General features: G+C 56.6%; 20 protein-coding genes. 12 read left to right on the top strand and 8 right to left on the bottom strand.

The genetic code is table 11. From position 1 onward, the window contains the following. The first annotated feature begins 5 nt into the window (after positions 1-5). The 5 genes from FA92_RS17995 to FA92_RS18015 are packed head-to-tail and all read left to right on the top strand — an operon-like array spanning position 6 to position 4,244. Complete coding sequence (locus tag FA92_RS17995) at positions 6-1,280, top strand: ATP-grasp domain-containing protein (RefSeq protein WP_033784367.1); 1,275 nt, start codon at positions 6-8, stop codon at positions 1,278-1,280. Next, positions 1,268-1,975: a class II glutamine amidotransferase gene (locus tag FA92_RS18000; protein WP_033784368.1), complete on the top strand. Its 708-nt coding sequence runs from the start codon at positions 1,268-1,270 to the stop codon at positions 1,973-1,975. Before FA92_RS17995 ends, FA92_RS18000 begins: the two co-directional genes overlap by 13 nt. A 5-nt stretch (positions 1,976-1,980) precedes the next feature. Beyond that, a complete protein-coding gene (locus FA92_RS18005; protein ID WP_033784369.1) occupies positions 1,981-2,781 on the top strand; it encodes a hypothetical protein in 801 nt (266 codons plus the stop codon). Positions 2,782-2,810: 29 nt separating this feature from the next. Further along, the gene (locus FA92_RS18010) at positions 2,811-3,311 is read left to right on the top strand and encodes a YbaK/EbsC family protein (RefSeq protein ID WP_033784370.1); all 501 of its coding nucleotides are present in this window, start codon (positions 2,811-2,813) and stop codon (positions 3,309-3,311) included. A 21-nt stretch (positions 3,312-3,332) separates the two neighbouring features. Beyond that, positions 3,333-4,244 (top strand): EamA family transporter, encoded by a 912-nt coding sequence (locus tag FA92_RS18015; RefSeq protein ID WP_033784371.1) that lies wholly within the window; start codon positions 3,333-3,335, stop codon positions 4,242-4,244. A 286-nt stretch (positions 4,245-4,530) separates the two neighbouring features. On the opposite strand, the gene ibpA is transcribed toward FA92_RS18015, so the two are convergent. After that, complete coding sequence (gene ibpA, locus FA92_RS18020) at positions 4,531-4,947, bottom strand: small heat shock chaperone IbpA (protein WP_010258920.1); 417 nt, start codon at positions 4,945-4,947, stop codon at positions 4,531-4,533. A 290-nt stretch (positions 4,948-5,237) separates the two neighbouring features. On the opposite strand from ibpA, the gene FA92_RS18025 reads away from it, so the two are divergent. Further along, positions 5,238-5,606, top strand: coding sequence for a YceK/YidQ family lipoprotein (locus FA92_RS18025; RefSeq protein ID WP_234366565.1), 369 nt, complete (start codon positions 5,238-5,240; stop codon positions 5,604-5,606). On the opposite strand, the gene FA92_RS18030 is transcribed toward FA92_RS18025, so the two are convergent. The 7 genes from FA92_RS18030 to dnaA form a co-directional block, all read right to left on the bottom strand. Beyond that, positions 5,581-6,840: a DUF3748 domain-containing protein gene (locus FA92_RS18030; RefSeq protein WP_033784373.1), complete on the bottom strand. Its 1,260-nt coding sequence runs from the start codon at positions 6,838-6,840 to the stop codon at positions 5,581-5,583. The two genes, FA92_RS18025 and FA92_RS18030, sit on opposite strands and share 26 nt — an antisense overlap. 116 nt (positions 6,841-6,956) lie before the next feature. After that, positions 6,957-7,766 carry a sugar-phosphatase gene (gene yidA / locus FA92_RS18035; RefSeq protein WP_033784374.1) on the bottom strand — a complete coding sequence of 270 codons (810 nt, stop codon included), beginning with the start codon at positions 7,764-7,766 and terminating at the stop codon, positions 6,957-6,959. 99 nt (positions 7,767-7,865) lie between these two features. After that, positions 7,866-8,345 (bottom strand): YhcH/YjgK/YiaL family protein, encoded by a 480-nt coding sequence (locus FA92_RS18040; protein WP_013359601.1) that lies wholly within the window; start codon positions 8,343-8,345, stop codon positions 7,866-7,868. Between the two features lie 190 nt (positions 8,346-8,535). Then, positions 8,536-10,944, bottom strand: a complete 2,409-nt coding sequence (gene gyrB, locus FA92_RS18045; protein ID WP_013359602.1) for a DNA topoisomerase (ATP-hydrolyzing) subunit B — start codon at positions 10,942-10,944, stop codon at positions 8,536-8,538. An 18-nt stretch (positions 10,945-10,962) separates the two neighbouring features. Further along, positions 10,963-12,048 carry a DNA replication/repair protein RecF gene (recF, locus tag FA92_RS18050; protein ID WP_013359603.1) on the bottom strand — a complete coding sequence of 362 codons (1,086 nt, stop codon included), beginning with the start codon at positions 12,046-12,048 and terminating at the stop codon, positions 10,963-10,965. 123 nt (positions 12,049-12,171) lie between these two features. Next, positions 12,172-13,272, bottom strand: coding sequence for a DNA polymerase III subunit beta (gene dnaN / locus FA92_RS18055; protein WP_033734661.1), 1,101 nt, complete (start codon positions 13,270-13,272; stop codon positions 12,172-12,174). Positions 13,273-13,276: 4 nt separating this feature from the next. Next, positions 13,277-14,692 carry a chromosomal replication initiator protein DnaA gene (gene dnaA / locus FA92_RS18060; RefSeq protein ID WP_013359605.1) on the bottom strand — a complete coding sequence of 472 codons (1,416 nt, stop codon included), beginning with the start codon at positions 14,690-14,692 and terminating at the stop codon, positions 13,277-13,279. A 597-nt stretch (positions 14,693-15,289) separates the two neighbouring features. Here dnaA and rpmH point away from each other — a divergent pair. The 6 genes from rpmH to FA92_RS18080 all read left to right on the top strand — a co-directional run bounded on the left by rpmH (position 15,290) and on the right by FA92_RS18080 (position 19,986). After that, on the top strand, positions 15,290-15,430 hold the full coding sequence (gene rpmH / locus FA92_RS22820; protein ID WP_003849659.1) for a 50S ribosomal protein L34: 141 nt from the start codon (positions 15,290-15,292) through the stop codon (positions 15,428-15,430). 14 nt (positions 15,431-15,444) lie between these two features. After that, positions 15,445-15,804: a ribonuclease P protein component gene (gene rnpA, locus FA92_RS18065; RefSeq protein ID WP_013023999.1), complete on the top strand. Its 360-nt coding sequence runs from the start codon at positions 15,445-15,447 to the stop codon at positions 15,802-15,804. Next, positions 15,768-16,025: a membrane protein insertion efficiency factor YidD gene (yidD, locus tag FA92_RS22825; protein WP_008926397.1), complete on the top strand. Its 258-nt coding sequence runs from the start codon at positions 15,768-15,770 to the stop codon at positions 16,023-16,025. The genes rnpA and yidD overlap by 37 nt, the downstream gene beginning before the upstream one ends. Before the next feature lie 2 nt (positions 16,026-16,027). Next, positions 16,028-17,674, top strand: a complete 1,647-nt coding sequence (gene yidC / locus FA92_RS18070; RefSeq protein ID WP_013359606.1) for a membrane protein insertase YidC — start codon at positions 16,028-16,030, stop codon at positions 17,672-17,674. A 92-nt stretch (positions 17,675-17,766) separates the two neighbouring features. Continuing rightward, positions 17,767-19,131 carry a tRNA uridine-5-carboxymethylaminomethyl(34) synthesis GTPase MnmE gene (gene mnmE / locus FA92_RS18075; protein ID WP_033784375.1) on the top strand — a complete coding sequence of 455 codons (1,365 nt, stop codon included), beginning with the start codon at positions 17,767-17,769 and terminating at the stop codon, positions 19,129-19,131. Between the two features lie 264 nt (positions 19,132-19,395). Then, complete coding sequence (locus FA92_RS18080) at positions 19,396-19,986, top strand: malonic semialdehyde reductase (protein ID WP_033784376.1); 591 nt, start codon at positions 19,396-19,398, stop codon at positions 19,984-19,986. Positions 19,987-20,135 lie beyond the last annotated feature (149 nt).

Below are 20,135 nucleotides of genomic sequence, written 5' to 3' on the forward strand. Positions count from 1 at the left end.
AGGCGATGAAAAAGATTTTTCTGCAAATTGGCGCCACCCGCGATGGCCAGAACCCCTACTGCGAGGTGGCAAAGCGCGATGGCTATTTCACCGTGCTGGCGGAAATGGGCGATTTTGTCGATTACCAGTCGTTAAGTCTGGCGCTGCCGTTTGATCTGATCATCCGCCTCGACCGTCCTGAGAATCCGTGGGAGGTCATGCAGGCCTATCTCCATGCCGGTTTGCTGGCGCATCCGCTGGTAGTGCTGGCGGGTTTTGAAGCCTACAACGCCAGCGCCGGACGGCTGCGCGAGATGCTGGCCGGGCCTGACGCGCCCGCCGCCTTTATTCCGCTGGATAAATATGCGCAGCGCATGGCGCTGAAAAAAGCCTGGCCGCGCTTTCCGCAGCCGGAGTTCCGCTTTTTCGCCTCGCCGCTCAGCATTCTGGATGCGGAACAGGCGCTGATCTATCCCTGTGTCGTGAAGCCGGTGGATGGTGGCGGCGGGCTGGGTATCTGGCTGATTGAGCGCGCCGAACAGCTGCACAGCGTAGTAACACAGCTGGTACAGACCATGAACTACGGCGGGCGCGGCTTCAGCGGCTTTATTGTGGAAAGTGCGCTGATCGGCGAGGAGTTTTCGTTGCAGGGCGTGGTGCATCAGGGGCATCCCCTGGCGCTGACCTGTTGCCAGAAGGTCATTGAGCAGCACCGGGATAGCGAAGGCTGCGTCAGCTTTTATGAGTCGGGGCATGTGGCGATGGCAGCAGCAGCCCTGCCAGCGTCGTTCAGCAGTCTGATGACCTTCTGCTGCGAAACCTTTGGCTATCGTCAGGGCGCGTTTCACATCGATTTCATCGTGGTGAATGGCGTGCCGCATTTCCTGGAGATGGGATTCCGGCTCTCCGGCATGGGCGTGGCGACGCTGGTGCAGGCGACGACGGGCATCAACTGGGCGGAAGTCACCTTCCGGCTGGAAGCGGGCGGTGCACTGCCTGTCTTTACCTTCACCCCACCCGGTGCGGTCGGCCAGCTGCGGTTACGGCAACCGGCGCAGCTTCAGGCGGCTGAACGCTGGATCGATCAGCATCAGCAGGGTGCGCTGTTGCCACCACTCAGATTGCCGGCATTACAGGTTTCACCCCGATCCTCACTCTATGCCGATCTGACCCGACACGCGGGCATTCTGGCAACGTTCAGCCTGACGGCCGCTACGCGTGAACCCATTATAACCACGTTTCAGCAGGTGATTGCCGCGCAATCCGTTACAGCCGGGAGAGACAAAGTATGTGCAGGATGATTCTGGCGCATGGTCAGTTCGACAGCGCACAGATTTTAGAGGCGGCGCGTGCCATGAGCTGCGGTGAAGGCGCCGAACACGATGGCCCGATCAAATCGCATCCCAACGGCTGGGGCTGTCTGTGGCTGGAAGAGGGCGAGATTCGAACCCTGCACGGCACCGGCCCGTTCGCCGACGCCCTGCCGGGCATTGATGTGGATCGCCTGCGCAGCCGCTTTCTGGCGGTGCATGTGCGTCACGCCACGTTGAGTAAAAATCAGGGGATCGAATTTTCGCATCCGCTGTGGCGTAACAGCGCCGGACATCAGTGGTACATGATGCATAACGGCTTTCTGCCGACGATTTACCGCCAGCTTGGCCTGGCGGAATCCCGCTTCGATTCCGAAGAGTATCTGCGCTACCTGGTGGATCAGACCACACCCGCCGATTTCACCCGCGACTATCTGAGCGCAAAGATGGCGCAGGTTGAGCCAGGCGGCAGCGCAGGCAATGCCATTTTTGTCACCCGCGACAAAGCCTGGGCGTGGCAGTGGCATCCGCACGATACGCCTTTCCCTGACTACTTTACGATGCATTTTCGGCAACAGGACGGTTGCACGCTGATCGCCTCTGAACCCGTAACAATACCAGGCAGCGCCGGCAGCTGGCGGCGAATGAACAATCATGAACTCTATGAAATACCGTTTAGGGAGTGATAAACATGGCTATTTTCAATCAGTTCCGCGTGATTAATCCCAACATGTTTGTGGAATCGACCTGGCTGGATGACATCGTCACTGCACGGGTGCCGCTGCTGGTGCTGCGTAATTTCCTGACGCCAGAGGTGCGGGAAACGGTGGTGGCTGACCTGCAGCGCTGCCGGGAAAAGATCCGTGTCTCTCACTATCCCAATGGCGCGCTGACCACGCTTGGTCCCTATCTGGCGCGCCATACGGCGGCACCCGATAACTATTTTACCGAGCTGCGTGATATCCAGCCGGCGTTGCCGCCCTCGCTGAATTCACTGCGCGAACTGATTTACGGCTGGGTGCAGCATGCGCTGCGGCTGGAAAGTTTAAACATCGCTCATGAACCGGGTCGTGGCGACTACGCCGGTTCTATCGTGCGCTTTCATGCCGATGGCGTCGCGAACCCGCTGCATAACGACAATATCGTGCGCGACGCCGCAAAGACCTCACTGGTGGTGACGCAAATCCTGCATCAGCTCAGCTGCGTGGTCTGCCTGCAGGAGTGCAACGCAGGTGGCGCGCTACGTATCTACAACAAAAAGTGGATGCCGGAGGATGAGCAGTTCAAAACCGCCGGTGAGCTGGGCTATCGCAGTGGTGTGATTGAAAACAGCGAGATCTGCGAATTTTCACCACGCAGTGGTGATATCTATCTGTTTAATCCAGCTTTTTATCACGAGATCGACCGGGTTGAAGGTGATACCCGCATCACCATGGGGTTCTTTTTCGGGCTGACCGATAAAAAGATGAAACACGCTATCGCCTGGAGCTAAGCCGGGTTGTGCCAGAAGAGGAGAAGGGAATGACGACGTTTGAAAAAATTACTGCGCTGCTGGATCAGCATCAGGCCAGCTACCGCGTGGTGGAGCATGAGGCAGTCGGGCAGACCGATCAGATCAGCCAGATCCGCGGCAACGCGCTGGGCCAAGCGGCCAAAGCGATGGTACTGGAGGTCACTATGCCGGACGGTGCGCCATCGCGTCAGCTGCTGGCGATTGTGCCGGGTGACTGCCGGATCAATTTCAAAAGCGCGGCGCGCGCCATTGGCGGCAAAAAGTCCTCGTTCGCCGCGCCAGAGCTGGCGCAGGCGCTGACCGACTGTGTGATGGGCGCGGTGCCGCCGTTTAGTTTTGATGACCGGCTGGCGCTGCGGGTCGATACCCGGCTGCAGCAGGTCGGCACATTATGGTTTAACGCGGGCGAGCTGGAGAAGTCGATCGCGCTGGCTGCAGATGACTATTTTCGCATCGTGGGTGCAGGCTGTTGTGCTGATATCGCCTCCCCGATTGCGATCACCGCCTGACGGCGGCTCAAGGAGTTTCAGATGTCGGTAAAAGATATGCTGTTAGCGCTGTGCGTGGTGGTAGCGTGGGGCGTGAATTTTGTGGTGATTAAGCTCGGGTTGCAGGGCATGCCGCCTTTTTTGCTGGCCGGACTGCGTTTCGCCCTGGTCGCCTTTCCCGCTATTTTCTTTGTGCGTCGCCCGCCGATCCCGCTGCGCTGGCTGGTGGTTTACGGCATGACCATCAGTTTTGGTCAGTTTGCGTTTTTGTTTCTGGCGATCAAGCTCGGCATGCCAGCCGGTCTGGCCTCACTGGTGCTGCAGGCACAGGCGTTCTTTACCCTGTTGCTGGGGGCGTTGCTGCTGGCGGAGAAACTGCGCTGGAATCATATCGTCGGGATTATCATCGCCACGCTGGGGATGTTTATGCTGGCGACGGCGGGGATGGAAGGGCAGACCAGCGCCGGGATTACGCTGACCACCATGATGCTGACCCTGTCGGCGGCGCTGTCATGGGGGCTGGGGAATATCACCAATAAGATTATTATGCGGAACCGCAGTGTGCCGATTATGTCGCTGGTGGTCTGGAGTGCGCTGGTGCCGGTCATTCCCTTCTTTGCCTGTTCGCTGCTGTTTGAGGGGCAGGCCGCCATCGCTAATAGCCTGTTGCATATCGGCTTGCAGACCGTGCTGGCGCTGTTCTATCTGGCGTTTGTCGCCACCATTGTGGGCTATGCCATCTGGGGGAATTTACTGAGTCGCTATGAAACCTGGCGCGTCGCGCCGCTGTCGCTGCTGGTGCCGGTGGTAGGGATTATTACCGCCGCGCTGGTGCTGGATGAGCACCTCTCTGGTCAGCAGATGCTGGGGGCGGGGGTGATTATTCTGGGGCTGCTGGTGAATGTGTTTGGTGGCGTGCTGGGTCAGCGTCTGGCGATGCGAACGCAGCTTTAAAGATAGCCATAAGAGCAAAAAAAAACGCCGCATGCGCGGCGTTGAGATTGTTGAAAAAGTCTGCCCTGGCTCGCTGTAAGATCCAGCCAGCGAAGGGAACAAAGTCAGATCGGAAAGTCGCAAAAACCGCCATCCCTGGCACGCTCGGCCCACGCCATCCCTGGCGCGGGACGCTTTCCTCCTCTGACCTTATTCCCTGCGCTTTTAGCGAATGCGTTGCTGCCAGGTTCACCCAGCTTTGGCTTTGTCAGCAGTCTGACGCCGCTAACGCGGCGTTTGTCAGAAATTACTTCAGAATCTCAATACGGCGTGGTTTCGCCTCTTCCGGCACCAGTCGTTCAAGATCGATGCTCAGCAGACCATTTTCAAGGCGGGCATCGCGTACCACAATGTGGTCGGCGAGCTGGAATTTACGCTCGAAGTTGCGCTCGGCGATACCCTGATACAGGTATTTACGCTCGGTCTGCTCTTCAGGATGGGCACCCCGCACGATCAGCACGTTATCGTGCGCCGTGATATCCAGTTCGCTCTGAGCAAAACCGGCCACCGCAATCGTAATGCGATAGTGATTTTCATCGACCAGTTCAACGTTATAGGGAGGATAGCCGCCATTGCTCTGATTCTGATTCGATTCGAGCAGGTTAAACAGGCGATCAAAACCGATGGCAGAGCGATAAAGCGGGGTGAGATCAAAATTACGCATATTAAGACTCCTGAAATTCAGCAAGTTTTGGCAACCTTCCACTATTGGACAGGCTGGATACGGCACCTCACTGTCCCTTGCGGCAACGGTGCGTGTGTCCGTAAACTAAAAATGGGTGTCACAGGAGAATTTTCAAGAGGGCGAAATGCAATTTTTTTCGCCATATTGAGGAAATGACATACACTCAGGACTACTTTTGCCAGACCCGGACGGACTTCGCCCCAGAGTGTTGACGTTGTCTGGCAAGCCAACTCAGCCAGGCTTATGCCATGACTGAAGGGATGATGATGATGAAATTGATGAAGACCTTACCTCTGGCTGGAATGGTGTGCTGCGCAATGGCGACAACCGGCTGTTCCAGCGTGATGTCTCACACCGGCGCGAGTCAGGGTTACTATCCCGGCACCCGTGCCAGCGCTGACATGCTGACGGATGGTGATACCAGCTGGGCGCTGAAGCCGCTGGCGTTAATCGATCTTCCTTTCTCTGCCGTGCTGGATACGCTGCTGCTGCCGTGGGACTACTACCGCAGCGACAAAGATAAGTCTCTCGACTCACCACGTGAACGCATCCTGCAGAGCGAAAAGCTGGCGCATACGCAGGAAAGCCTGGCGCAGGCGCAGCCGATGCCGCCTATGCGGTCACAGCCGCAACCGTAAAGAGTTGCCGCCAGCCATTAATCTCCCGCATATAAGCAATTTGTGACCCGTCCGGTGACCAGACTACCGCGTCACCTGACGGTGCTTCTTCCGTTCTGCGTGTCAGACGCTGACACGTGCCGCTCTCAACCTCACATCGCATCACGCTGTTATCGCAGATAAAGGCAATTGACTGGCCGTCAGGATGCCAGCTAAAAGCGGACTGAATGCTGTGGCTGAGTTGGGTGATCTGACGCGGTTCGCCGCCGTTGGGCGACACCGTCCAGAGCTGGATCACCGCGCCGGCGTCCGCCATCAGAAACGCTATCTGGCTGCCATCCGGTGCTGCACGCAGCCAGTGGCGCGGTTGCAGCGCCACGCCACGGCTGTGCGTCAGGCGACGCTGCTGCACACCAGCCGGTGGCGCAGGTAACTGCTGGCTGCTGCCCTCCAGCGGCCTCTCTCCGGCGCGGGCGTAATCCTCCAGCGCGTCCGGCAGATCAACAATAAAAATTTCAGGCCGTTTCTCGCCCTGCGCCGTCAGCGTGTCGCCAATAAAAGCGATGGCCCAGCGCTGCCAGCTGCCGTCCGGTTTCTGATAGCCACGCTCACCGACCCAGCACTCCTCATAAGCACGATTAATCTGGTCACTGCCTGGCTGCGGTTCCGCGCGGGTCTGGCTCACCAGCAGGCAGAAATAGCTGCCGTCATACTCGCGCGGATGCTGTTTAACCGGCGTCACCGCGTGCAGCGGCACCGCGATACCGACGTTGCGCAGATCGAGACGGCTATCCAGCTCATGCATGACATGGTCATTGTAGGTAAAGCTCAGGCGTGAACCGTCGGGGCTGAAGACATGCACATGCGAGCCGCCGCGTAGCGCGCCAGGGGTAAAGGGCGGTGTAATATCGCAGGCATCCAGATTCACTGCCGCGCCGTTCTCAACAATCACACCGCGCCGGTGGTGGAAGTCATACTGCCAGCTGGCATCGGGATGTTCCGGGCCATGAATGCAGACGTAGCGCGGGGGCAGATCGGGGCTGACCGTCACGACGCCGACATGCGCTCCGTCCCGGGCCTGATAGAGCACCTCAACGTCACCGGTCATCACATTGACCCGCTCAATGGTCTGGCTGGTAAAGGACGCACCCGATGGACGGACGTCAAACGCCAGCCACTGGCTGTCGGCTGTCCAGACATTGATATTGGTGAGCTGATGCTGACGGGTAGCAAAGGTGATCTGTTTTTCTGACATGATGAAACCCACGGAGAAAGCGTTGTCCGACAAATTACGCGATTCCGTTTTGCGGTGCAGCTTTTTTGGCGGGGTAAGGGAGCCGGGCCGCTGCGGCTCGGCAGAGAACAGGGCCGTTACAGCACTAATTCTTCAATGGCATGGGCAACGCCATCTTCCATATTGGTTTTAGTGATAAACTGCGCGATTTTCTTAACAGAATCAATGGCATTACCCATGGCGACACCCGTGCCAGCATATTCAATCATCGCCAGGTCATTCTCCTGATCGCCAATCGCCATCACTTCTTCCTGCTTCAGGCCGAGCTTCTCCGCCAGCATTCTGACGCCCTGGCCTTTGTTCACCCGGCGATCGAGGATTTCGAGGTAATACGGCGCACTTTTCAGGATGGTGTAAGTCTGCTGAGCATGCTCGGGCAGGCGGGCAATCGCCGCGTCGAGCAGGGCGGGCCGATCGATCATCATCAGTTTCGGGAAGCGCATAGCGCGATCCATCTCTTCCACCGCGCGATAGCGCACCGGAATGCCGGTCAGGCTCGCTTCATGGATGGTGTATTCACTGATGTCTTTGTTCGGCGTGTAGAGATGAGATTTGTCGAACGCCTGGAAATGGACGCCAAGCTCACGTGCCAGATTCTCAATGTAGAGGTAATCGTCAAAGGTCAGCGTCACTTCTGCCACACACTCACCATCTGCCGCCTGATGAACCAGCGCACCGTTGTTGCTGATCGCGTACTGGCCGGGCGCCTGCATATCCAGCTCCATCAGATAGCGCTGGATACCTACAAACGGCCGACCCGTGGTCAGCACAATCGACACGCCCTGCTTACGGGCACGATCCAGGGCGGATTTCACCCCCGGCGTGATCTCATGTTGCGGATTGAGCAGGGTGCCATCCATGTCGATAGCGATCAATTTAATAGCCATAGAGTCCTCGTAGCGTCTGGGTTTTGTTCAATGCTAGCGCGATTCAGCGCACATTGACTAGTTTCCTGGCAGGCGGGAATGGCCAGGAAACCGCCAGGGTCAGGCGGTAAAGAGATCGCGGTGGATTTTAATCACGGCTTTTCGGATAGTTGCGGGTTCGCCTGGCGCGCAGCAGGGGCGATGAATATCGTGCGGGAAAAACAGCGCGAACATGTCGGGCAGCAGCGTAATCACTGACTCATTTAATATCTTCTGATAAAAAACGACGTCACGCTCCTGGGCGAAATCTTCGGTGATGTGCTGATCGGGATGGGCGCGGGCCACACCAATATTCTCGGTGCCTGCCAGCAGATACTGAATATCGATGTAGTTAAAGTGGGACTCTGCACGACGCGCGCTGGCGGGTTCGGTCATCATCTCCTGCACCAGACAGAACATTTTGTTGTCAGGCAAAATCTCATATTTGCCGGTGTCCAGCTGGCTGAAATCGGTTTCCGCAATCCAGCTTATCGCCTGATCGATGACCGGATGAAAGGCGTGACGTTCTCTGTCCCAGTCGTGACGATCGCAAACAATCATGGTGTAACTCCCTGTAAAAATGAGTGCGCCGGAATAGCGCAAAGAGAGGCAAGAGTAAGGGAGCTGACCGGGTTAAAACGTGATCGGGGTCGCAGCATGCGGGCAGCAGGACCCGCCTCGCCGGGTTTTCGCCCATACGGCACAAAAAAAGGCCATCACCTGAGTGATGGCCTGTTATGTCCGCTATCTGTTAAATATCGATATTGGCCGCTTTCAGCGCATTCTCTTCGATGAAGGCGCGGCGCGGCTCGACCGCATCGCCCATCAGGGTCGTGAACAGCTGGTCAGCACCGATCGCATCTTTAATAGTGACGCGCAGCATACGACGGCTGTCTGGATCCATGGTGGTTTCCCACAGCTGATCCGGGTTCATCTCGCCCAGACCTTTATAGCGCTGGACCGACAGGCCACGACGCGACTCTTTCACCAGCCACTCAATCGCCTGTTCGAAGCTTGCCACCGGCTGACGACGCTCACCACGTTCAATGTAAGCATCTTCTTCCAGCAGACCACGCAGTTTGCCACCCAGAGCACAGATTTTGCGGTACTCAGGTCCCTGAACAAACTCAGCTTCCAGCGGATAGTCGGTATCCACACCGTGGGTACGGACGCGCAGCACCGGCTCGAACAGGTTCAGTTCGCGGTTTTCACGCACCTGTGCCAGATAAGTACTGCCGTGCGCTTCACGCTCCGTCAGATAGCTCACCAGGCCGTTCAGCCAGGTAGTGACCTCTGCTTCGTTGCTCAGGTCGCTCAGCGTGTCGTGATAAATCATCGCACGCAGCATGGCCATCGGATAACGGCGTTCCATACGCTTGATCATCTTCTGGGTGCTGTTGAAGTCAGAGACCAGCGTCTCCAGCGGCTCACCGCCCAGCGCAGGCGCGCTGGCATTGGTGTGCAGCGTTGCACCATCAAGGGCGATAGCGATCTGGTATTGGTCCATCGCCTCGTCATCTTTGATGTACTGCTCCTGCTTGCCTTTCTTCACTTTGTAGAGCGGCGGCTGGGCGATATAGACGTGGCCGCGCTCAATGATTTCAGGCATCTGACGATAGAAGAAGGTCAGCAGCAGGGTTCGGATGTGTGAACCATCGACATCGGCATCGGTCATGATGATGATGCTGTGATAGCGCAGCTTGTCCGGGTTGTACTCATCGCGACCAATACCGCAACCCAGTGCGGTGATCAGCGTGGCCACTTCCTGCGAGGCAAGCATTTTGTCGAAACGCGCTTTCTCAACGTTAAGGATCTTACCTTTCAGTGGCAGAATCGCCTGGTTTTTACGGTTACGACCCTGTTTGGCCGAGCCGCCTGCGGAGTCACCCTCCACCAGGTAGATTTCAGAGAGCGCCGGGTCACGCTCCTGACAATCCGCCAGCTTACCTGGCAGACCAGCCAGATCCAGCGCGCCTTTACGGCGGGTCATTTCACGGGCGCGGCGTGCTGCTTCACGGGCACGTGCGGCATCGATAATTTTGCCCACGACGATTTTGGCGTCTGACGGGTTTTCCAGCAGGTATTCTGCCAGCAGTTCATTCATCTGCTGCTCAACCGCCGATTTCACCTCTGACGAGACCAGTTTGTCTTTGGTCTGTGAGGAGAATTTTGGATCCGGCACTTTTACCGAAACCACGGCGATCAGGCCTTCACGCGCATCATCGCCGGTGGCGCTGACTTTGGCTTTCTTGCTGTAACCCTCTTTATCCATGTAGGCATTCAGGGTACGCGTCATCGCCGCACGGAAACCGGCAAGGTGCGTACCGCCATCGCGCTGCGGGATGTTGTTGGTAAAGCAGTAAATATTTTCCTGGAAGCCGTCGTTCCACTGCAGCGCCACTTCCACGCCAATGCCATCTTTCTCGGTAGAGAAATAGAACACGGTAGGGTGAATCGGAGTTTTGTTTTTGTTGAGGTACTCAACAAACGCCTTGATACCGCCTTCGTAATGGAAGTGGTCGGTTTTGCCATCACGCTTGTCTTCCAGGCGAATCGACACGCCCGAGTTCAGGAACGACAGTTCGCGCAGGCGTTTTGCCAGAATCTCATACTCGAAATCGCGCACGTTGGTAAAGGTTTCATAGCTTGGCCAGAAACGCACGCGGGTACCGGTGATGTCGGTATCACCAGTGACCGCCAGCGGTGCCTCAGGTACGCCGTGGACGTAAATCTGCTGATGGACTTTGCCTTCGCGACGAATGGTCAGCTCCAGCTTCTGCGACAGGGCGTTAACGACAGAGACGCCCACGCCGTGCAGGCCGCCGGAGACTTTATAGGAGTTATCGTCGAACTTACCGCCCGCATGCAGCACGGTCATGATCACTTCAGCGGCGGAAACGCCCTCTTCTTCGTGAATACCGGTTGGAATACCGCGTCCATCATCCTGCACCGAGACGGAGTTATCCGCATGGATAGTGACTACGATGTCACTACAGTGACCAGCGAGCGCTTCGTCGATTGCGTTATCCACGACCTCGAATACCATGTGATGCAGACCGGTACCGTCATCGGTATCGCCGATATACATGCCCGGGCGTTTGCGTACCGCATCAAGTCCTTTCAGGACTTTAATACTTGAGGAGTCATAAGAATTCGACATCAACGTTTCTCGCTCATTTTAATCTTCAGGTTGAACCGCTATTTTACCCTGTTCCACGCGGAACATCTTGCCCTTTTCGTCGGTCATGTCGATTACATGTCCGGCAGAAATGGCGCTGACAAACACCTGAGCCTGAGTGGCTTTTAACCGGTCCGCCAGCAGGCGCCGACGGCTTTCATCCAGCTCAGAAGCAAAGTCATCAATGAGGTAAATACAGCGGCGTCCGCTCTGGCTTGTCAGGAACTCGCCCTGTGCCAGACGCAATGCACACATCAGCAGTTTCAACTGCCCGCGTGAGAGTAAATCTTCGACCGGCGTCCCTTCAGCGCGAATACGAAAATCGGCTTTATGGGGGCCGCTGGCGGTATAGGTCAGTGCGCGATCGCGCTCAAAATTACGTTCCAGCAGTTCGGCGTAGTCGCTCTCTTTGTCCCAGCCACGCTGGAAGGAAAAGCGCAGCTCAAACTCCGGCAGAAACTGGGCGCAGGTGGCAGTGATCTCCGCTGAAATCGCCGCACTGTATTCCGCCCGCCACTGGCTGATCTGTTCCGCCAGCGGAACCAGCTCCTGATCCCAGGGACGAATCTGGCTGTAACGTGAAACCTGGCGCAGCGCCGCATTTCGCTGCTTAAGCAGGCGGCGCATATTGTTCCAGGCGTTAAAGAAGCCGGGCGTGTTATGGAAACAGCCCCAGTCCACATAGGCTCTGCGGTATTTGGGGCCGCCATTCAACAAACTAAAGCCTTCCGGCGTAATTAACTGCATCGGCAGCAGCTGCGCCAGCTCCGCGACCTTGTGTCCATCGCTGCCATCAATGCGCACTTTGCTGTCACCGGCCCGGTTTTTGGTCAGCCCGACGGAGATTTCCCGCTCTTTGCTTTCCAGACGTCCATGCAGCACAAACGCCGCCTCGTCATGACGGATTACGCGGCCCGCCTGCAGGCTGCGAAACGAGCGGCCATGCCCCAGCGTATGGATCGCCTCTAAAACGCTGGTTTTCCCGCTGCCGTTGACGCCCACCAGGAAATTAAAGCCGGGTGCCAGCTGCAGGTCAGCCTGCTCGATATTACGAAAATCTTTGATAAGAAGGCGGGTTAAAGCCATGAATCAATCCAGCGTGAAGGGCAATAGTCGGGATGAAATGGGTTTGCCTTATAACACAATCCAGTGCGTTGACGGCGAAGCAGGTTTGCCCGATATCGCCGTCACCAGGCCGATATGTAACACCTACAAGCGCATGGGCATCACGACGTAGGCCGCTGCGGGACTTGCTACATCTTCAATCTGCACGCTCGACACCGAATCCGTCAGCAGCAGGCGGACGTTTTCGCACTTCAGCGCGTTCAGCACATCCAGCACATAACTGACGTTGAAGCCAATCTCCAGCTCGGTGCCGTTGTAGCTGACGTCCAGCATCTCTTCCGCTTCTTCCTGTTCAGGGTTATTAGCGGTGATCTTCAGCTGATTTTCAGTGATATAGAGGCGAACGCCGCGGAACTTCTCATTCGAGAGGATCGCCGCACGGGCAAACGCCTGTTTGAGCAGATCGCAGCCGGCTTCCAGCGCTTTGTCGGGATTCTTCGGCAATACGCGGCGATAATCGGGGAAACGACCATCAACCAGCTTAGAGGTGAAGATATAGTCACCGACATGCGCCCGGATGTTGCTGCCGCCAATCTGAACCTGCAGCGGATTCTCGCCGCCATCAAGCAGACGCAGCAGCTCAATCACGCCTTTACGTGGCACAATTACCGAATGACTCGGCAGCGCCTGACCAATCGGCATAGAGCAAACGGCCAGACGGTGACCATCAGTGGCCACGGTGCGCAGCTCTTCCCCTTCGGTTTCAAACATCATGCCGTTGAGGTAGTAACGCACATCCTGATGCGCCATCGAGAACTGAGTTGCTTCGATCAACCGTTTCAGCGTTGCCTGCGGCAGGGTGAATTCAACTTCACTCTGCCAGTCGTCCAGATTCGGGAAGTCACTGGCGGGCAGGGTCGACAGCGAAAAACGGCTGCGGCCAGAGCGAACCAGCATGCGATCGCCTTCCAGCGCCAGCGTAATTTCTGCGCCATCGGGCAATCCGCGACAGATATCGAGGAATTTGCGCGCTGGCACGGTGGTGGAGCCAGGCTCATGCGCCTGCGTCAGCGCTACGCGCGCGACCATCTCCATTTCAAGATCGGTACCGGTCAGTAACAGCGACCCTTCCGTTACCTGCAGCAGCAGGTTTCCAAGGATCGGCAGTGTCGGACGACCGCCCAGCGGGCCACTTACTTGCTGCAGCGGCTTCAGCAGCTGCTCACGTTCAACAATAAATTTCATAGCGTCAGGAAGATAATGTTCTGATGAGATTAGAGAAATCTTCTTTGATATCGTGGCTCTCTTCACGCAGCTGCTCAATCTTGCGGCAGGCATGAAGCACCGTTGTGTGGTCGCGACCCCCAAAAGCATCGCCAATTTCTGGCAGGCTGTGGTTCGTCAACTCTTTTGCCATCGCCATCGCCATCTGGCGCGGACGCGCTACCGAGCGCGAACGGCGCTTGGAGAGCAGATCCGCCACCTTAATCTTGTAGTACTCAGCCACGGTCTTCTGAATATTATCGATGGTGACCAGCTTTTCCTGCAGCGCCAGCAGATCGCGCAGCGCTTCGCGCACGAAGTCGATGGTGATCGCCCGGCCGGTAAAGTTGGCATTGGCGATCACGCGATTCAGCGCGCCTTCCAGTTCACGCACGTTAGAGCGTAAACGCTTGGCAATAAAGAAGGCGACTTCACCCGGCAGACGAATGTCGTTCTCATCTGCTTTTTTCATCAGGATCGCCACGCGCGTTTCCAGCTCAGGCGGCTCGATCGCCACCGTTAAACCCCAGCCGAAACGTGACTTAAGACGATCCTCCACCCCATTGATCTCTTTTGGATAGCGATCCGAGGTGAGGATGATCTGCTGATTGCCTTCTAATAAGGCATTAAAGGTGTGGAAGAACTCTTCCTGCGACCGCTCTTTATTCGCAAAGAACTGAATGTCATCGATCAGCAGCGCATCGACAGAACGGTAATAGCGTTTGAACTCTTCAATCGCGTTGTTCTGCAGCGCTTTAACCATATCCTGCACAAAGCGCTCGGAGTGCATGTAAACCACTTTTGCATTGGGTTTACGGGCAATGATGCCGTTGCCTACGGCGTGCAGCAGGTGCGTTTTACCGAGACCGGTGCCGCCATACAGAAACAGCGGGTTGTAAGCGCCGCCTGGATTATCCGCCACCTGACGTGCCGCCGCGCGCGCCAGCTGGTTGGATTTACCCTCGACAAAGTTATCGAAGTTATGACGGTTATTCACATTCGAGCGATAGGTGACGTCGGCTGGTGCCGGGACATTATCCCAGCTGGGACGCAGGATCTGCGTTGGGGCCGGACGGATGTGACTCTGCACGGGCATGACGGGCGCGCTGACGCTGGCCATCACCGGCTGGCTGACCGCTGCCGCTGGCTGCTGAACCGGGCGCGTACCCACTTCAAAACGCAGCGCAGGCACGTTCGGACCACAGAATTCATTCAGCAGTGCATTGATACTGTTAAGGTATTTGTCCCGGACCCAGTCGAGTACGAAGCGATTTGGAGCATACAAGGCAAGCGTATTGTCGTTTAACTCAGCCTGCAGTGGACGGATCCACATGCTGAATTCGGTGGCAGGAAGCTCATCCTGCAAACGGGCAAGACACTGTTGCCAAAGCGTAAGTGACACGGCGGACTCCACTCGTACAAATTCGAAAAGAATAGTAGGCGTTACTCTAAGAAACGTTCATTTTTGACACAGACGCTAAGAAAGCGCCTGCGACCGCTATCAGCGGTTTCCCGTCCTGCAATCACCGGAGGATCGTCAGCGGAAGGGCGGATCATAGCGCAAAGCGAGACAGAGATCTTCCCTTTCTACACAGTTTTGATCCTTTTTATCCACAGGCCGGAGACGCGCAAAGAAGTTTACGCCAGTTGCGGGAAAAACCAGCAGGGATCTGGCGCAATGCGCTAAATTTTCGGGCGACATCTCATTTTATCCCCAGGATCCGGCAAGCCGATCGCAATAAGATCCCGTACGATCCTTGCGCTTTGGAACGGAGCCCGTATAATCCTTCACCCGACATTATGCTGTAAGGCGCAACGTCGGGTCTCAGCGGGCTGTATGCGGGTTTTCAGGCACGACAACACGCGAAGTAAATTGACTCGGGACTGTACAATTATTACAATCCCGCCTCTTTATTAAAGACACATTGAGGCGTAGGTCGATTTACTGGCCCGAAACGCGTCATCCAGTGAAAATTTTCAAGTTTAGGTAGAAACCGCCATGAAACGCACTTTTCAACCGTCCGTACTGAAGCGCAACCGTTCACACGGTTTCCGTGCTCGTATGGCAACAAAAAATGGTCGTCAGGTTCTGGCACGTCGTCGTGCTAAAGGCCGTTCTCGTCTGACCGTTTCTAAGTAATAAAGCAAGCCCTGATGGGTAAGCTCGCATTTCCCAGGGAGTTACGTTTGTTAACTCCCACTCATTTCACTTTCGTCTTCCAGCAGCCACAACGGGCTGGCACGCCGCAAATTACTATTCTCGGCCGCCTTAACGCGCTGGGGTATCCCCGCATCGGTCTCACCGTCGCTAAAAAACATGTGAAACGCGCTCATGAACGCAACCGGATCAAGCGATTGACCCGCGAAAGCTTTCGTCTGCGTCAACATGAACTGCCGTCGATGGACTTCGTGGTGGTCGCGAAGAAGGGGGTTGCCGATCTGGATAACCGTATGCTGGCGGAAGCGTTGGAGAAATTATGGCGTCGTCACTGTCGCCTGGCGCGCGGCTCCTGATCGTCCTGATACGCGTCTATCAACGCGGTATCAGTCCATTACTGGGACCACACTGTCGGTTTCACCCGACCTGCTCTCATTACGGAATTGAGGCGTTACGCAGGTTCGGCCTGATAAAAGGCAGTTGGTTGACATTAAAACGCGTATTAAAATGCCACCCTTTGAACCCGGGTGGTGACGATCCTGTGCCGCCAAAAACCTTTGATACCAGAGAACATTAACGATGGATTCGCAACGCAATCTCTTTCTCATCGCTTTTCTGTTCGTGACCTTTATGATCTGGCAAGCCTGGCAGACGGACCACGCTCCGCAGCCACAGCAGACGCAGACCACACAGGGCACCAACAGCGTAGCGGGTGATACCGCCAGTCAGGGTGTACCGGCCAGCGGTCAGGGCCAGACGATCACCGTTAAGACTGATGTCCTGTCATTGAATATCAACACCCGCGGCGGTGATGTTGAACAGGCACAGCTGCTGACTTTCCCGGACAAACTGGGTTCAGACCAGCCGTTCCAGCTGCTTGAAACAACGCCAGCGTTCCTTTATCAGGCTCAGAGTGGTTTAACCGGTCGTAATGGTCCGGATAACCCGAACAACGGCGCGCGTCCGCTGTTCACCACTGCGCAGGATCACTTCGAGATGGCTGATGGGCAGTCCGAACTGCGTGTGCCGATGACCTATACCGCTGAAAATGGCGTGGTTTACACCAAAACCTTCATCTTCAAGCGTGGCGAATATGCCGTTAATGTCGATTATCATGTCAACAACACCACTCAGCAGCCGCTGGAAGTGTCACTGTTTGGCCAGCTGAAGCAGACGATTGATCTGCCTAAGCATCGCGATACCGGCAGCAACAACTTTGCTCTGCACACCTTCCGTGGCGCGGCCTACTCCACCAGCGAGTCGAAATATGAGAAGTATAAATTCGACACCATCGCGGACAACGAGAACCTGAACGCAACCACCAGCAATGGCTGGGTGGCGATGCTGCAGCAGTACTTTGCGACTGCATGGGTTCCGCGTACTGAAGGCACCAACACCCTTTACACCAGCAACCTGGGTAACGGCGTGGCAGCGATTGGCTATAAATCTGCACCGGTCACCATCGCTGCAGGCGCTCAGCAGAATCTGGGTGCAACGCTGTGGGTCGGCCCGGAAATTCAGGACAAGATGGCCGCGATTGCGCCGCACCTTGATCTGACCGTGGATTACGGCTGGTTGTGGTTTATCTCTCAGCCGCTGTTCAAGCTGTTGAAATTTATCCACAGCTTCATCGGTAACTGGGGCTTCTCCATTATCGTGATCACCTTCATCGTGCGCGGCATCATGTACCCGCTGACCAAAGCGCAGTACACCTCGATGGCTAAGATGCGCATGCTGCAGCCGAAGATTCAGGCGATGCGTGAGCGTCTGGGTGATGACAAGCAGAAGCAGAGCCAGGAAATGATGGCGCTGTATAAAGCAGAGAAAGTGAATCCGCTGGGTGGCTGTCTGCCGCTGGTGATTCAGATGCCAATCTTCCTGGCGCTCTACTATATGCTGTCAGGCTCAGTTGAACTGCGTCATGCGCCATTCATTCTGTGGATCCATGACCTGTCAGCGCAGGACCCGTACTACATCCTGCCGATTCTGATGGGCATCACCATGTTCTTCATTCAGAAGATGTCACCGACCACCGTGACCGATCCGATGCAGCAGAAGATCATGACTTACATGCCGGTGATCTTCACCGTGTTCTTCCTGTGGTTCCCGTCAGGTCTGGTGCTGTACTACATCGTCAGCAACCTGGTAACCATTCTCCAGCAGCAGCTGATTTATCGCGGCCTGGAAAAACGTGGTCTGCATAGCCGCGACAAGAAGAAAGCGTAAGCGATCCAGCGCGGGAGCCATCCCGCTCTAAAATAGTCTATTCTCAGGCGGTCAAAGCGACCGCCTGTGTTTTTTGTAGCGAGAGAAAATTTATGAGCCACAGCGATACCATTGTTGCCCAGGCAACACCGCCCGGACGCGGCGGCGTCGGCATTCTGCGCGTCTCCGGTGCCCAGGCGGCAGAGGTCGCCCGCCAGCTGCTGGGTAAACTGCCTAAGCCGCGATACGCCGATTATCTGCCGTTCACTGACAGCGACGGCAGCGTGCTGGATCAGGGCATTGCGCTGTGGTTTCCTGGCCCCAATTCCTTTACCGGCGAAGATGTGCTGGAACTGCAGGGCCACGGCGGCCCGGTAATTCTCGATCTGCTGCTGAAGCGCATCGTGGCGCTGCCGGGCGTGCGTATCGCTCAGCCGGGTGAGTTCTCTGAGCGTGCGTTTCTGAACGACAAGCTCGATCTGGCGCAGGCCGAAGCGATTGCCGACCTGATCGATGCCAGCTCTGAGCAGGCGGCGCGTTCGGCCGTGAACTCGCTGCAGGGCGCGTTCTCCACCCGGGTCAATCATCTTGTGGAAGCGCTCACTCACCTGCGCATCTATGTCGAAGCGGCTATCGACTTCCCGGATGAAGAGATCGATTTCCTCTCTGACGGCCGAATTGAAGCACAGCTGAATACGGTGATCGGGGACCTTGATGCGGTCCGTGCCGAAGCGCGTCAGGGCAGCCTGCTGCGTGAAGGAATGAAGGTGGTGATTGCGGGCCGGCCTAATGCGGGCAAATCGAGCCTGCTGAATGCGCTGGCAGGCCGTGACGCCGCTATCGTTACGGACATTGCGGGCACCACCCGTGATGTACTGCGTGAACATATTCATATAGATGGCATGCCGCTGCATATTATCGATACCGCCGGTCTGCGAGAGGCCAGCGACGAAGTCGAACGCATCGGCATTGAGCGCGCCTGGCAGGAGATTGAACAGGCTGACCGCGTGCTGTTTATGGTAGATGGCACCACCACCGATGCCACCGAAGCGGCGGCTATCTGGCCCGATTTTGTCTCCCGTCTGCCGCCGGAGCTGCCAATTACCGTGGTGCGCAACAAGGCGGATGCTACCGGTGAAGCGCTGGGCCTGACAGAAGTAAACGGTCACTCACTGATTCGCCTGTCGGCACGCACCAGCGAGGGCGTCGATGCGCTGCGGGATCACCTGAAGCAGAGCATGGGCTTCGCGGGCAACATGGAAGGTGGCTTCCTGGCGCGTCGTCGCCATCTGCAGGCGCTGGAGCTGGCGGCCACACACTTACAGCAGGGGAAAGCGCAACTGCTCGGTGCCCAGGCCGGTGAGTTACTGGCGGAGGAGCTGCGTGTTGCTCAGCAGGCGTTAAGCGAGATCACCGGTGAATTCACCTCTGACGATCTGCTGGGCCGTATCTTCTCCAGCTTCTGTATTGGTAAATAGCTTTCCGGGCCTGGCGGCATCGCGCTGTCAGGCCTGATTTCCCGACTCGCTGCCTCCCCTGTTATTCCCGCCTCTGCGTTGATTCTTGCTGATATGTTATTTTGCGGCGGCACCGCGTTGTCGTATAACGGTAGATGCGCCGATCTGACGTGCGGCTATGATCGCGGTGAGTGAACCCCGCTTCATCCCGCCGTGTCGGGCCGCACGCAAACCCACTACGTGAACACCGTCAGGCGAAATTTTTGCCTGAAAAAGGAGAGTTGCATGAGTACACCGCTCGACACTGCCGCACTGGATACGCTGTTTAATGACGCCCGCACCCACAGTTACTGGCAGGATAAGCCGGTCGATAACGCCCTGCTGGAACAGCTCTATACCTTAACGGCGCTGGGGCCGACCTCGGCGAACTGCTTGCCTGCGCGTTTTGTTTTCGTCACCTCAGCGGAAGGCAAAGAGAAGCTGAAACCGGCCCTCTCGTCCGGCAATCTGGACAAAACCATGAGCGCGCCGGTTACGGTGATCGTGGCCTGGGATCGTGAGTTCTATGAGCAGCTGCCTGCGCTGTTCCCGCATGCAGATGCGCGCAGCTGGTTTACCGGCAGCCCGGAAGCAGCGAAAGAGACGGCTTTCCGTAACAGCAGCCTGCAGGCGGGTTACCTGATCCTGGCAGCCCGTTCGCTGGGTCTGGATGCCGGTCCGATGTCCGGTTTCGATCCGGCCAAAGTCAATGATGCCTTTTTCCCCGACGGCCAGTATCAGGTTAACCTGCTGATTAACCTCGGTTACGGTGAGGCATCAAAACTGCATCCGCGCCTGCCGCGTCTGAGTTTTGAGCAGGCAAGCCGCTTCGCCTGATGCGGCCCGCGTCGCGATTCGGTTCGCGGCGCGTAACTCTGATCCATTCCCGCCAGCCTGTGCTGCCTGATCATCCTATTCTGAATTTAACCCAATCTGTGCTGTTGCTGAGTGCAATAAGGTAGGAAAATTCCTACAATGTTTCTGAT

Source organism: Pantoea sp. 9140, from assembly GCF_000745295.1.
Lineage (GTDB): Bacteria > Pseudomonadota > Gammaproteobacteria > Enterobacterales > Enterobacteriaceae > Pantoea > Pantoea vagans.

What these genes read in the sequence shown, in the direction of transcription:
- dnaN (WP_033734661.1), bottom strand. Translation starts at nt 13,272, where the DNA reads ATGAAATTTATTGTTGAACGTGAGCAGCTGCTGAAGCCGCTGCAGCAA.
- yidA (WP_033784374.1), bottom strand. Translation starts at nt 7,766, where the DNA reads ATGGCTATTAAATTGATCGCTATCGACATGGATGGCACCCTGCTCAAT.
- FA92_RS18005 (WP_033784369.1), top strand. Translation starts at nt 1,981, where the DNA reads ATGGCTATTTTCAATCAGTTCCGCGTGATTAATCCCAACATGTTTGTG.
- FA92_RS18040 (WP_013359601.1), bottom strand. Translation starts at nt 8,345, where the DNA reads ATGATTGTTTGCGATCGTCACGACTGGGACAGAGAACGTCACGCCTTT.
- gyrB (WP_013359602.1), bottom strand. Translation starts at nt 10,944, where the DNA reads ATGTCGAATTCTTATGACTCCTCAAGTATTAAAGTCCTGAAAGGACTT.
- yidC (WP_013359606.1), top strand. Translation starts at nt 16,028, where the DNA reads ATGGATTCGCAACGCAATCTCTTTCTCATCGCTTTTCTGTTCGTGACC.
- ibpA (WP_010258920.1), bottom strand. Translation starts at nt 4,947, where the DNA reads ATGCGTAATTTTGATCTCACCCCGCTTTATCGCTCTGCCATCGGTTTT.
- FA92_RS18010 (WP_033784370.1), top strand. Translation starts at nt 2,811, where the DNA reads ATGACGACGTTTGAAAAAATTACTGCGCTGCTGGATCAGCATCAGGCC.
- rpmH (WP_003849659.1), top strand. Translation starts at nt 15,290, where the DNA reads ATGAAACGCACTTTTCAACCGTCCGTACTGAAGCGCAACCGTTCACAC.
- FA92_RS17995 (WP_033784367.1), top strand. Translation starts at nt 6, where the DNA reads ATGAAAAAGATTTTTCTGCAAATTGGCGCCACCCGCGATGGCCAGAAC.
- FA92_RS18025 (WP_234366565.1), top strand. Translation starts at nt 5,238, where the DNA reads ATGAAATTGATGAAGACCTTACCTCTGGCTGGAATGGTGTGCTGCGCA.
- yidD (WP_008926397.1), top strand. Translation starts at nt 15,768, where the DNA reads ATGGCGTCGTCACTGTCGCCTGGCGCGCGGCTCCTGATCGTCCTGATA.
- FA92_RS18000 (WP_033784368.1), top strand. Translation starts at nt 1,268, where the DNA reads ATGTGCAGGATGATTCTGGCGCATGGTCAGTTCGACAGCGCACAGATT.
- mnmE (WP_033784375.1), top strand. Translation starts at nt 17,767, where the DNA reads ATGAGCCACAGCGATACCATTGTTGCCCAGGCAACACCGCCCGGACGC.
- FA92_RS18015 (WP_033784371.1), top strand. Translation starts at nt 3,333, where the DNA reads ATGTCGGTAAAAGATATGCTGTTAGCGCTGTGCGTGGTGGTAGCGTGG.
- rnpA (WP_013023999.1), top strand. Translation starts at nt 15,445, where the DNA reads ATGGGTAAGCTCGCATTTCCCAGGGAGTTACGTTTGTTAACTCCCACT.
- FA92_RS18030 (WP_033784373.1), bottom strand. Translation starts at nt 6,840, where the DNA reads ATGTCAGAAAAACAGATCACCTTTGCTACCCGTCAGCATCAGCTCACC.
- FA92_RS18080 (WP_033784376.1), top strand. Translation starts at nt 19,396, where the DNA reads ATGAGTACACCGCTCGACACTGCCGCACTGGATACGCTGTTTAATGAC.
- recF (WP_013359603.1), bottom strand. Translation starts at nt 12,048, where the DNA reads ATGGCTTTAACCCGCCTTCTTATCAAAGATTTTCGTAATATCGAGCAG.